10 protein-coding genes are annotated in these 12,483 nt (G+C 74.5%); 4 read left to right on the top strand and 6 right to left on the bottom strand.

Features of this window, described 5'->3' with window-relative positions; genetic code table 11:
* Nucleotides 1–7: 7 nt before the first annotated feature.
* Complete coding sequence (locus KBX37_RS22045; RefSeq protein ID WP_210777820.1) at nucleotides 8–925, bottom strand: aminoglycoside phosphotransferase family protein; 918 nt, start codon at nucleotides 923–925, stop codon at nucleotides 8–10.
* A gap of 152 nt (nucleotides 926–1,077) precedes the next feature.
* Here KBX37_RS22045 and KBX37_RS22040 point away from each other — a divergent pair, with 152 nt between their 5' ends.
* From KBX37_RS22040 to KBX37_RS22030, 3 genes are all read left to right on the top strand, one after another.
* Entirely contained in the window at nucleotides 1,078–2,283 is a 1,206-nt protein-coding gene (locus KBX37_RS22040) for a low temperature requirement protein A (protein WP_307849157.1), read from the top strand.
* Nucleotides 2,284–2,386: 103 nt separating this feature from the next.
* Nucleotides 2,387–2,593 carry a hypothetical protein gene (locus KBX37_RS22035; RefSeq protein WP_210777819.1) on the top strand — a complete coding sequence of 69 codons (207 nt, stop codon included), beginning with the start codon at nucleotides 2,387–2,389 and terminating at the stop codon, nucleotides 2,591–2,593.
* 179 nt (nucleotides 2,594–2,772) lie between these two features.
* Nucleotides 2,773–3,732, top strand: a complete 960-nt coding sequence (locus KBX37_RS22030; protein ID WP_210777818.1) for a TIGR03557 family F420-dependent LLM class oxidoreductase — start codon at nucleotides 2,773–2,775, stop codon at nucleotides 3,730–3,732.
* Nucleotides 3,733–3,755: 23 nt separating this feature from the next.
* Here KBX37_RS22030 and KBX37_RS22025 read toward each other — a convergent pair whose 3' ends face one another.
* From KBX37_RS22025 to KBX37_RS22005, 5 genes are all read right to left on the bottom strand, one after another.
* Nucleotides 3,756–5,858: an APC family permease gene (locus tag KBX37_RS22025; protein ID WP_210777817.1), complete on the bottom strand. Its 2,103-nt coding sequence runs from the start codon at nucleotides 5,856–5,858 to the stop codon at nucleotides 3,756–3,758.
* Nucleotides 5,859–5,973: 115 nt separating this feature from the next.
* A complete protein-coding gene (locus KBX37_RS22020; protein WP_210777816.1) occupies nucleotides 5,974–6,366 on the bottom strand; it encodes a hypothetical protein in 393 nt (130 codons plus the stop codon).
* A 335-nt stretch (nucleotides 6,367–6,701) separates the two neighbouring features.
* Entirely contained in the window at nucleotides 6,702–7,154 is a 453-nt protein-coding gene (locus KBX37_RS34685) for a phosphotransferase (protein WP_247658667.1), read from the bottom strand.
* Between the two features lie 73 nt (nucleotides 7,155–7,227).
* Nucleotides 7,228–7,998: a DUF5995 family protein gene (locus KBX37_RS22010; RefSeq protein WP_154936413.1), complete on the bottom strand. Its 771-nt coding sequence runs from the start codon at nucleotides 7,996–7,998 to the stop codon at nucleotides 7,228–7,230.
* A gap of 117 nt (nucleotides 7,999–8,115) precedes the next feature.
* Nucleotides 8,116–11,037, bottom strand: a complete 2,922-nt coding sequence (locus tag KBX37_RS22005) for a helix-turn-helix transcriptional regulator (RefSeq protein WP_210777815.1) — start codon at nucleotides 11,035–11,037, stop codon at nucleotides 8,116–8,118.
* A gap of 190 nt (nucleotides 11,038–11,227) precedes the next feature.
* Here KBX37_RS22005 and KBX37_RS22000 point away from each other — a divergent pair.
* Nucleotides 11,228–12,483 (top strand): adenylate/guanylate cyclase domain-containing protein (locus KBX37_RS22000; protein WP_210777814.1); only part of this gene is annotated, 1,256 nt, incomplete at its 3' end.

The raw sequence follows: 12,483 nt of genomic DNA, 5'->3' as shown, positions 1-12,483 counted from the left end.
CGGACCGTCACCGACCCGGGGCGGCGTACTCCTCAACGATGGCCGCGAACGTGTGCCGCGCCTCCGCCGCGCGAGCCGGATCGGTGTCGTCGAGCGTGATCAGCGCCTTCCACAGCGCCCAGCCTCGGCCCCGGTTCCAGGTCGCCTCGTCCACCGCGAGCGCGTCGCGGAACGCGGTCCGGCTCCCGGCGGTGAGCAACGTCCAGGCGACCGTCAGGTCACAGGCCGGATCCCCCACCCCACAACAGCCGAAGTCGATCACCGCGGCCAGCCGGCCGTCGCGGACCAGCAGGTTGCCGAAGGCGACGTCGCCGTGGAACCAGACCGGTGGGCCGGACCAGGTGGAGCGCAGCGCCAGCTCCCAGATTCCGGTGACCAGCTCCCCCGGAACCCGGTCACCCGATCCGGCGATCGCGGCCCGGGTCGCCGCGTCGTACGTCCGAAGTGGTCCCCCGCGCCAGGCGCTGTGCTCCCCGGCGACCGGACCGGACGTGACGTCGATCCGGTGCAGGGCCGCGAGGAAGCCGGCGAGCCCGGTGGCGAACGCGGTCAGGTCGGCGATCCGCTCCACCCGGGCCTGTCCCCCCTCGATCCACCGGTACACCGACCACGCGAACGGGTAGCCCTCGGCGGGCTCCCCCTGCGCGAGCGGGATCGGCACGGGCAGCGGCAGGTGGGGGGCGAGCACCGGCAGCCAGCGCTGCTCCTTGGCCACCTGTGCGGCGTAGCCGGGCGCGCTGGGCAGCCGTACCGTCATCTCGTCGCCGAGGTGGAAGGTCCGGTTGTCCCAGCCGCCCGCCGCCACCGGGCGGACCGGCAGGTCGGCCCAGCGCGGGAACTGCCCGGCGACCAGGCGCCGCACCAGCGCGACGTCGATGCGCGGCAGCGGCGCCGGTCGCCCGGCGGGGGCGGGGTGCGGGTCCATCCGGTACAGGCTGCGTGGCCGGCACCGGACGGGCAACCGGAATTCGCCGGGAAGCGTCGAACCGGACACGCCGGCTGGCGGCCGTCGCTACGGTCGGTGAGCGGGCCGACCGCGGCCCGCCGCGCCGACAACCGGTACGCAGGAGCAGCAGCGTGCAGCCACTCATGCCGGAGCCGCCCGCCCGGCAGACCGGCGTGCCGGTGCGCGACCCCGAGGGTCCCCGCCGGGTCACCCTGCTGGAGCTCTTCTTCGACCTGGTCTACGTCGTCGCGCTCGCCCTCATCTCCAATGGCCTGGTCACCGACCTGACCTGGCAGCACGCCGGCCAGTCCCTGATCATCCTGATGGCGGTCTGGTGGACCTGGGCGATCACCACCCTGGTCACCGACATGTACGACCCGCAGCGCACCGAGATCAAACTGTTGATCACGGCGGTGATGTTCGGCGCGCTGCTGATGACCACGGCCATCCCGCACGCCTTCACCGACCGGGGCATGGTCTTCGCCGGCACCTACGTGGCGATCCACCTCGGCCGGGGCCTGTTCCTCATGCCCACGGTACGCGGACACCGGGCGACCCAGCGCCGGGCGGCGCGGATCTTCATCTGGTTCGCCGTCTCCGCAGGCCCCTGGCTCATCGGCGCCACGGTGAGCGGGCACGCCCGGGAGGCGTTCTGGGCGCTGGCACTCGCCATCGACTACGGCGGCTTCCGGCTGGCGTACCCGGTGCCCGGGCTGGGGATGGTCCCGGAGCGGCAGCGCAACGTCACCGCCGAGCACCTGTCGGAGCGCTTCCAGCAGTTCTTCATCATCGCGCTCGGCGACGCCGTCCTGGTCATCGGCACCATGTTCAGCCGCGTGCACTCCGAGGCGGAGAACATCAGCGCGTTCGCCATCGCCTTCCTCACCACCCTGCTGCTCTGGCGGATCTACGTGCACCGCTCGGGTGAACTGCTGCCGCACGCGATCCAGGCGGCGAAGGCGCCGAGCCGGTTCCTGCTGAGCGCGCCGTACACCCACCTGACCCTGGTGGCCGGGGTGGTGACCACGGCGGCCGGCTTCGAACTGGTGCTGCACGAGCCGCTGGGGCACACCCCGCCGTCATGGGCGGCGGTCATCCTCGGCGGGCCGGCGCTCTTCCTGGTCGGCCGGTCCGCCTTCGAGTACGAGGTGTTCAGCCGGGTCTCGGTGTCGCGCCCCGGCGGGCTGCTGGCGCTGCTGACCCTCGCCCCGGCGGTGCTCTTCCTGCCGCCGCTCTTCGCCGCCGCGGGCGCGATGGTGGTACTCGCCGGCGTGGCCGTCGCGGACACCCTGCGCAGCCGGGGCAAGCCGCCGGAGACCCCTTCCCCGCCGCACTGATCCGGCCGGTGCGCCGGTGTCCGTTCCGGATGTCGTTTATCCGCTCGTCGCGTCTGGGTACAAGTGGGTCACCTCGACCCCACCACGACTCTGGAGGCACCCCATGCGCGGCACGTCGATTCTCGGAGTTATCGTCGTCATCTGGTTGCTCATCGGCGCGATCGCCGCCGGCCAGCGCGGCTACTACAGCAACGACGACACCAACTGCGCCGAGGCGGGCACGATCCTGGTGACCATCGTGGCCGGGCCGCTGAACTACGTCGGCGCCAACCCGAAGGTCGACTGCAAGCTGCCTGAGCCGTCCAAGTAGGTCCGCCGACCCCCGGCCCGCGCCCGCACCCCCGGGGCGCGGGCCGTTTCGTGTCCGCTCCCGATCACGTCCGCCACCACCCCTAGGGCGTCCTAGGAGGCTGGGTCGAGGGGGTGCGTTTGCCGGCGGGCCGGCCGGGAAGGGCAGCGGCCCAGCGCCGGACGGGACGGAGATGCGGCATGCAGATCGGCTACAAGCTGGCCTCGGAGGGCTACGGCCCGCAGGAGATCATCCGCCAGGCGGTCCGCGCCGAGCAGGCCGGCTTCGACTTCGTGGCGATGAGCGACCACTTCCACCCCTGGCTCGACGTGCAGGGCCACTCGTCCTTCACCTGGAGCGTGCTGGGCGCGATCGCCGCGAAGACGAGCAGCCTGGGCCTGGCGACCGGGGTCACCTGCCCCACCGTGCGGTACCACCCGGCGATCATCGCGCAGGCCGCCGCGACCATGGCGCTGATCTCCGACGGCCGGTTCACCCTCGGCGTCGGCGCCGGGGAACGCCTCAACGAGCACGTGGTCGGGCAGGGCTTCCCGAGCGTACGGGGGCGACACGAGCGGCTGCGCGAGGCGCTGGAGATCATCCGCCTGCTCTGGCAGGGCGGCTACCAGTCGTACGAGGGCAAGCACCTCCAGCTGGAGGACGCCCGGGTCTTCGACCTGCCGGACACCCCGCCGGTGATCGCCGTGGCGGCCAGCGGCAGGTCGTCGGCCACCATGGCGGCCGAGCTGGGCGACGGCCTGTTCGTCACCGAGCCGAAGTCGTCCATCGTCGAGCACTACCGGGCGGCCGGCGGCTCCGGACCCCGCTACGCCGAGGTGCCGCTGGCCTGGGCCGGCGACGAGGAACAGGCGGTGCGGGCCGCGTGGGAGACCAGCCGGTGGGCGATCACCGGATGGAAGGTGATGAGCGAGCTGCCCAACCCGGCGAACTTCGACGCGGCGACCTCCTGGGTGGAGGACCACCACATCCGGCGCCAGTTCGCCGTCGGCCCGGATCCGCAGGTGCACGTGGCGGCGGTCAGGGCCTTCGTCGACGCCGGCTACGACCACATCGTCCTGCAGAATGCCGGCCCCGACCCGGACGGCTTCCTGGACTTCTTCGCCGGCGACCTGGCCGGGCGGCTGCGGTCACCGGGCTGACCGGCGGCCCGGGCTCACGGCGCTCAGCCGCCGACGTGGATGCCCGGTCGGCGCGACGGGTCCGGCTCACTCTTGCGGATGATCTCCCGGACCACCGGCGGCGTGTCGCCCCGGCCGAGGATGAGGTAGCGCAGCAGGTGGGCGAGCGGGTTGCCCTCGGACCACTCGAAGTGCGCGTGCGGGCGTACGCCGGTGCCGTCGCGCAGGGCGAGCAGGATGGCGGCGATGGCGTTCGGGACGGCCGGGCTGCTGGCCCGCAGCACCCGGTAGCCGCCGACCTCCACGCCGTGCACCCGCAGCACCTGGCTGAACTGGGACGGGTCCACCACGTCGATCTCCAGGAAGAGCACGTCGGCCGCGCCGGGCACCGGGTTCATGCCGCGCTGCGCCCGCTCCTTGACCCGGTACTCCTTGAGCGCCCCGCTGTCGCGCTTGTTGGCGATCAGGTGCAGCCGGCCGTCGTTGGTCAGCGAGTCGGCGATGAATCGCCGGGCGGCCGGATCGAACTCGATCCGCTCGGCCCGCAGCTCGGTGGTGCGGGACACCCGGGAGATCAGCGAGACGGCGATGATCCCCGCGATGAACAGGGCCGAGATGGCGATGCCCTCCGGCTTCTCGATCACGTTCTCGGCGAGGGCGTAGAGCAGGACGGCGGTGAGCAGGCCGAAGCCGGCCCCGGCGATCCGGTGGTGGGCCCGCACGGCCGCGATGGTCACCGCCACCGCGCCGGAGACCAGCATCGCCAGGATCCCGGTGGCGTACGCGCCGGCCTGGGCGTTGACGTCCGCCCGGAAGGCGATCGTGATGGCGATGCTGATCAGCGTGTAGACGATGACCACCGGCCGGACCGCCCGGCCCCACTCCGGCGCCATCCCGTACGACGGCAGGTAGCGCGGCACGATGTTGATCAGGCCGGCCATCGCCGAGGCGCCGGCGAACCAGAGGATCAGCACGCTGCTGATGTCGTACACGGTGCCGAACGCCTCGCCGAGGTGTTCGTGGGCCAGCCAGGCCAGGGCCCGTCCGTTGGCGGCGCCGCCCGGCCGGAACTCCTCCGCCGGGATCAGCACGGTGGTGACGAACGTGGTGGCGATCAGGTACACCGACATGATCAGCGAGGCGGCGGTGAGCAGTTTGCGGGTGTTGTGGATCCGCGCCTCCAGGCGCTGCCGGGAGTCCGTCCCCGCCCCCTTCACCAGCGGCATCATGCTGACCCCGGTCTCGAAGCCGGACAGGCCCAGCACCAGCAGCGGGAAGGCCAGCACCGCGGGCCCGACCAGGTCGCCCAGACCGGTGCCACCGGCGGTCAGCGCCTGCGTCCAGTCGCCCACCAGGGACGGGCTCGCGGCCACCTCGGCCAGCCCGACCACGACGATCACCGCGTTCAGCCCGAGGAAGACCGCGACCAGTGGGATGGCCACGGTGACCGCCTCGCTGAACCCCAGCAGGAACACCCCGCCGAGGACCAGCAGCAGCACCACGGTCACCACCACGGCGGCGGCCGTGCCGTGCGGGACGGACGCCGGCAGGTACGGGTTCTCCAGCAGGTGGACGGTCGCGTCGGCGGCGGAGAGGGTGATCGTGATGATCCACGAGGTGGCGACGAAGCCGAGCAGCACCAGGACGAAGATCTTGCCGCGCCAGAAGGGCAGCAGCCGTTCCAGCATCGCCACCGAGCCCTGCCCGTGCGGGCTCTCCCGGGCCACCCGCCGGTACATCGGCAGCATCCCGAACAGGGTCAGCGCCACGATGAGCAGGGTGGCCAGCGGGGAGAGCGCCCCGGCCGCCAGCGCCGCGATGCCGGGCAGGTACGACAGCGTGGAGAAGTAGTCGACGCCGGTCAGGCACATCACCTGCCACCAGGGGTGGCGCTTCTGCGTACCCTCCTGGGCCTCGGGGCCGACGGGCTGCACCTGGTGGGTGAAGAGCCAGCGCCGCAGCGGGTCGGCCGCCGGGCGGGGGCGGGCGTGGCTCTCCACGCACTCCGGGACCGTCACCGACCCCGGCCGGGTGCGCTCCCCCTGCAGCGGATCGCGGGCCGCCCGCACCTCGGGCCCGAGACCCGCCGGCGTGCCACGCCGCCCCCGGGCACGCCGTGACGTCGCCCCGTCCCGCCCGTCCACCATCCCCGTCCCACTCTCTACGGCCCTGCACCGACCGTAGGCGGTCCCCGCGGCACCGTTAGGCGGAACCGGCAAGCCGGGAGATCATCGCGGGCACGCCACCGCGGGCCCGCTGCCCTCAGCCCGGTGGCGCCCCCAGGACGTCCCGCAGGGCCTCCGGGTCGGAGACGGTGACCGTGGCGCCCGGGTGGCGGGGCCACGGTCCCGGCACCAGGGCCGGGACGGGCTCGGCGAAATGCACACAGACCCCCGCGGCGGTGCTGGTGCCGAAGGTGACCCCCTGGTCGGCGAACGACAGGTGCGGCCCGATCGTCCGCCACCACCGGTACGGCCCGTCGAGCCGCGCCCCGGTGATGTTGGCCCGGGGGGTGCGCAGCCGCCAGGGTCCGTACCGGATCTCCAGCGCCTCGTCGTCGACGAGCACCCAGGAGGTCTCCGGGCGTACGCCGAGCAGCGCCAGCGGGGCCCGGAAGGCCGGATCGAAGCGGAACGCGGAACGGTGCACGGGCATGACCCGCGGGTACCCGGTGCGGGCCGGCCGACACCCCGGCTCACTCCAGTGCGCGGGTCCAGTCCTCGACGTGCGCGTCCAGGTGCGGCGGTGGCCCGCCAGTACGGGCCGTCGACGGTGCAGATCCGGGCCCAGGGCTGCACCCCGTCGCGGGCGCCGTCGCGCAGCAGCGCGTACATCGCCCGGGCCCGGCGGCCCAGGGTGGCGGCCAGCGCCGGGCGGTCGGCGCCGGCCAGGCCGTACCCGTCGACCGGGGCGCGCAGCCGCCGCGCGGACTCGGCGACCGGCCGGTCCGGCCGCATCCCCGCCATGGCCTGCGCGGCGTACGCCAACTTTCAGCGCCGGGTGCCGGGGCCGGCGCCGTCCCAGTCGATCAGCACCCAGCCGCGGTCGGCGCGGACCAGGTTCCAGGGCGCGGCGTCGTGGTGGCAGACCAGGTCGGCGCCGTCCGGGGCGATGGCCACCCGCCAGCCGGCCGGCTCCGGGGGCACGAACCCCGCCACCGCGTCGTGCAGGTCGGCCAGCAGCCGGCCGATCGAGGCCAGCTCCGCCAGCGGGTACGTCCCGGCCTCCGGCCCGCACTCCCCCGGCACGTACTCCAGCACCTGGCGGCCGCGCGCGTCGCGGCCCAGCGGCCGGGGCGCGCCGGTGAAGCCCACCTTGTGCAGATGTGCCAGCAGCGCGTCGACGCTGTCGGTCCACGGGCCGGCCGGCCGGTGCACCGTGTCGCCGACCCGGACCACGCCGGTGGTGACGTTGCCGGGCAGGGGCTGTTCGGTCAGCGGCATCCGGCCATCCTGCCGGGCGGGGACGCGTCCCCGCGCCCCGGTTTTCCGGAGCGCGGGGACCCCCCGTCCCCGGCTACTGCAGGAACGCCCCCAGTGGCGACAGCAGCAGCCGGCCGAGTGCCGCGGCGTTGTCGTCCAGCCGCGTGCGCTCGCAGTCGCGGGCGTGCGGGTCGTGCCGGCACCGCCAGATCTTCTGGGCGTTGCGCCAGGCCACGTCCCGGGTGTATTCCACCAGTTCGCCCTGGTACCAGTCGTCGACGTCCCCGTTGAGCATGTCGATCAGCAGCTGCCACCGCTCCAGGTAGCCGCGCCGCAGCGAGGGGATCTTGTCGGCGAAGATGTCGTTGATCTTGAGATAGTCGCGGTGCTGCTCGCTGCCGTCGACCGGCTCGGACTCCAGATGGTCGAAGGTCGTCACCAGCGCGAACGGCAGATCGAAGTTGATGTGCGCGTTCACCCCCGCCGCCGCCGACGGCAGCGGCCGGGCGTCCGGGCCGCGCATCCGCTTGAACAGGCACGACCAGGCCTTCGGGGTGGTCGGGCTGGATTCCGTCCACAGCCGCAGCGCGTCGAAGTAACGGGTGGCGAACTCCACGTCGAGCCGGGACAGGAAGACCGGGTCGGCGAAGAAGTCGTCGTACAGCCCCTCCAGCACGCTGGTGGTGATGGTCAGGTACAGCTCGTTGAAGTCGGCCAGCGGGCAGCTGCGCTCCAGCGGAGGCAGCCGCACCAACAGGTCCTGGAGCTTGGTGAGATGGTCCACCACCGCCGGCACGTCGCCCGGGTGGTCCGCCAGCAGCCCGACGATGTCGGCGTGGACCGGGCCCCAGACCGGTTCCGTCATGTCTCCTCCACAGTGGTCGGGGCACCCCCGTGCCGTCGGCGTCGCTGGACAGCCTTCCAGCGACACCGACGTACGGGATCAGTAGAACGACGTATTCGTCGCGGCCCGGTGTGTGCGTCAGTCGGTGCGGTTGCGCAGGTAGATCGCGCTGGCCTGGACCCGGGTACGCACCTGGAGCTTGTCGAAGATGTGCGAGACGTGCACGCCGATGGTCCGCTCGCTGATGAACAGCCGCTGGCCGATCTCCTTGTTGGTCAACCCCTCGGCCACCGCGGCGAGCACCTCGCGCTCCCGGGCGGTCAGCACCGCCAGTTCGTCGCTGACCGGCTCGCTGCGGGTCGCCCCCGCGCCGCCGGCCGGCTGGGCGCGCTCCTCCAGCTCCACCCGGGCCCGCCCGGCGAGGGTCTTGATCTCGCTGGTCAACGGCACGGCACCCAGCCCCTGCGCCATCTCGTACGCCCGGCGCAGCAGCTTGGCCGCGGTCGCGCTGCGGCTGCGTCGGGCGAGCAGCGCCTCGGCCTGCCGCAGCCGCGAGTACGCCGCCGGGTACGGGTGGTTGCGCCGGTCCCACTCGGCGGCCGACCGGGCCCACAGGTCGGGGTCGCCCCGCCCGTCGAGCCGACTCAGCTCGGCCGTGCAGAGCACCAGGAAGCCCTCCGCGCCCAGGCGTACCGGCCGGGCGGCGTGGGCGCTCTTGCGGGCCACCCGGTCGACCACCTCGCGCAGCCGCCGGACCACGGTCTCGTCGACCGGCACCGTCCGGCTGGCGTGCGCCTCCGCCTCGGCGCGCAGGCCGTGCCAGGCGAGGGTGGCCAGCAGCACCACGTCGTCCGAGCGGCTCTCGGTGAGGCCGCGCTGCACCGCCTGCCGGGCCGCGTCGTGCCGGCCCTGCCACATCGCCAACCCGGCCCGCAGAATCAGCATCGGCAGCACGTGCCGCGCCCCGCCACCGGCCAGCACCGTGGCCACCGCCTCCAGGTCGCGGTCGGAGGCCTCGACGTCGCCGTAGCCGACGGAGAGGCGGCACCGGGCCAGCAGCAGCTCGACCGCGTCCGCGCCGGACGGGCGGTGTCGCAGCGCCGCCGCGACGACCTTCTCCGCCTCGGCCCACTGCCCCACCCGGAACAGCCCGTTGGTGGCGATGGCCAGCAGCCGGGTCTCGTAGGTGCGTCCCAGCCCCAGCTCGGCGACCCGCTCGGCGCCCCGGCGGGCCACCACCACCCCCTCCTCGAGGATGTTCAGCGGCCCGGTCAGCAGCTCCGCCAGGTGCAGGTACGCGCACGCCACGTCCTCGGGCCGGCCGGCCCGCTCGGCGATCTCCAGCGCCCGCCGCACCACGGCCAGGCCGGCGTCCGGGTCCTCCAGGAACGCCTCGCTGAAGCCGAGCGCCGAGCTGGCCAGCACCACCTCGGTAGTGCTGCCGTCGACCTCGGCCGCCAGCGCCAGTGCCTCCCGGGCCCGGACGCCGGCGTCGGCGTACCGGCCCAGGTGCAGCAGCAGCTCGGCGAGGTGGGCGGCGGCGGTGGCCCGTTCCCGGGAGGTGCAGTCGGCGGCCTCCAGCACGCGCTGGTACTCGGCCTCGGCGGGGGCGGAGCGCCCGGCGGCGGCGAGGTAGCGGGCCCGCCGGATGCGCAGCGCGCAGGACGGCTCGGCGTCGTCGCCGCCGGCCAGCTCGGCCAGCAGGGCGAGCGCCCGGGCGTGCTCGCCGCACTGGTGGGCGGTCTCGGCCGCGTGCTCCAGCAGCGTCGCCCGGTCGACCTGCACCGGCGCCGCCTCCGTCGGCCCGGCGGGCGGGGTGTCGGCCAACTGCAACGCCACCGACCAGTGTCGGTGCGCCTCGGCGAAACCGTGCAGCCGCTCGGCCTCGCGGGCCGCGGCCATCGCCGCCGGCAACGCCCGGCCGGGCTCGCCCGCCAACCGCCAGTGGTGCGCCAGCCGGGCCTGGTGCAGCTCCGCCGGCGCCCGGGTGAGCGCCTCGGCGTAGCGTCGGTGCAGGGCGGAGCGCTCGGCGGGCAGCAGCTCGTGGGCGAGCACCTCGGCGACCAGGCGGTGCCGGAGCCGGTAGCCCTCGTCGGCGCCGACCAGCAGCCGGTGCGCCACCGCGGCCCGGACCGCCTCGATCAGCTCCTGCTCGGGCAGGCCCAGCACCTCGGCCAGCAGCCAGTGCTCGACCGGCTCCACCCCGGCGGCCACGGCGTGCACCACCGCGTGCGCGTGCTGGGGCAGCGCGTCGACCCGGGACAGGAAGATCTCGCGCAACGTGTCGGAGAGCCCGTCGCGGCCGTCGCGCAGGTCGCGCGCGAGTTCCTCGACCACGAAGGGGTTGCCGCCGCTGCGCTGCCAGACCTGCTCAGTGGCCTCCGGCGTCGGCGGCGTGCCGACGATCGCGGCGACCAGCCGGTCGGTGTCCGCGCGGTCCAGCGGGGCCAGGTCGACCACCCGGACCGAGCGCAGCCGGCGCAGCTCGGTGAGCACCCGGCGCAGCGGGTGGGCGCCCTGCAACGACTCGGCCCGCACCGCGGCGAGCACGGAGAGCTGGAGGTCGCCCAGGCCGGCGAGGAGGTAGAGCAGCAGCTGCCGGGTGCTCCGGTCGACCCACTGCAGGTCGTCGAGGACCAGCACCAGCGGACGGCCCTCGGCGATCAGGCTCAGCCCGCGGGACACCCGCTCCAGCAGCGCGCCGCCGTCCGCCGTGGCCGTCTCCTCGGCGAACGTCCGCAGCAGGCCGCGGACGGCCGACGAGGTCCGCGCCTGGGTGGCGGTCAGCTCGGCGTCGAAGCGGCGCAGCGCCTGGATCACCGGGTGCAGCGGCGAGGCGTCGCCGATGTCCAGGCAGGTGCCGGTCAGCACGACGGCTCCCCCGTCGCGCAGCCGTGCCCCGACCTCGTGCAGCAGCCGGGTTTTGCCCACCCCGCTCTCACCGCTGACGAAGACCGCCGCCGTCTGCCCGGGCCCGAGCTCGTCGAGCAGCGCGGAACGCAGCGCCGTCAGCTGGTCGGCACGGCCGACGAGCGGTGCACTGTCCACATCGCTGGCCATGTCCGCAGCCTAGTCACAGGTCCCCGCACCGTTCTACGGGCTTGATCCCGCTGTGGTACTCCTCGCGTCGACATTGCGACTAAAGGTTGCGACCGGCCGACATACGTCGTTCTGCAGATCCCCCGACGGCCCGGTGGTGACAGTGTCCGGATGTCGTAAGGCACCGCTGCTGGGGGGAAAGGTGGGTGCGATGCCACTGTCCACGGTCGCCACCGGTCGGGAGGACGTCACGTCACCCTGGCCGGTCCGGGAGGAACGGCGCGTGGTCAGCGTGCTGTTCGCCGACATCGTCGGTTCGACGGCGCTGACCGAACGGCTCGACCCGGAGGACGTCCGCGCGCTGCAACGCGCGTACTTCGACACCGTCGCCGGGGTGCTGCGGCACTGGCACGGCGTGGTGGAGAAGTACGTCGGCGACGCGGTGATGGCGCTGTTCGGCGCGCGCCGCTCCGACGGGCTCGACGCGTACCGGGCGGTGCGGGCCGCGCTGGAGATCCAGCGCGCGCTGGACCGGCGGCCCATGCCGGGGGGCGTGCGGCTGCGGGTCCGGGTCGGGGTGGCCACCGGCGAGGCGGTGGTCGACCTGGCCGCCGCCCGCGACGGCGGGCACGGCGCGGCCAGCGGCGCGGTCACCACGACCGCCGCCCGGTTGCAGGAGTACGCCCCGGCGGGCGGGGTGGTGGTCTGCGCCGCCACCCACCGGGCCACCGCCGACCTGGTCGACCAGCGGGCGCTCGCCCCGGTGGCGCTGGCCGGCAAGGCGCTGCCGCTCGACGTCTGGCGGGTCACCTCGCCGGCCCGGCCGCGACGGCCCCGGCACGAGGGCCCGCTGGTGGGCCGGCGCCGAGAACTGGCCACCGCCCAGGACCAGCTCGTCCGGGCCGCCCGCGAACACCGGCCACGATGGGTGTCGCTGGTCGGACCGGACGGCATCGGCCGCAGCCGGCTGCTGCACGAGCTGCGCCACGCGCTGCAGCAGGTCGACGGGGTGGCGGTCCGCTGGTGCGTGGCGCACTGCCCGCCGTACCCGCAGGGGGCGTTCGGGCCGGTCGCCGAGCTGGTGCGCGACCTGGCCGGGGTGCGCGACAGCGATCCGCCGGCGGTGGTCCACCGGCGGCGGGCCAGCCTGGTCGACGGGCTGGTCGCACCGGCCCGGGCCACCCCGACGGTCGCCGCGCTGGCGGCGCTGCTCGCCGCGCCGGAGGGCACGGCCACGGCCGCCGGTGGCCCGGCGGCCTGCCGCCAGGTGCTGCTGGCCCTCGCCGCCCGGCAGCCGGTGGTGATCGCGGTCGACGACCTGGACCGGGCCGGGCCGGAGCTGGACCGCTTCCTGCGGGCCCTCTTCGCGGCGGCCAACTTGCGCGGACTGCCGTTGGCCGTGGTCGCCACCCACCGGCCGCAGCTGGCCGACCCGCTGCCCGTGCCCGACGACCGCCGCTGCCGGGT

Origin of the sequence: Micromonospora sp. U56 (genome assembly GCF_018070095.1) — a bacterium.
Lineage (GTDB): Bacteria > Actinomycetota > Actinomycetes > Mycobacteriales > Micromonosporaceae > Micromonospora > Micromonospora purpureochromogenes.
Note: the sequence above shows the minus strand (reverse complement) of the source record. Positions and strands in the feature narration are given on the sequence as shown.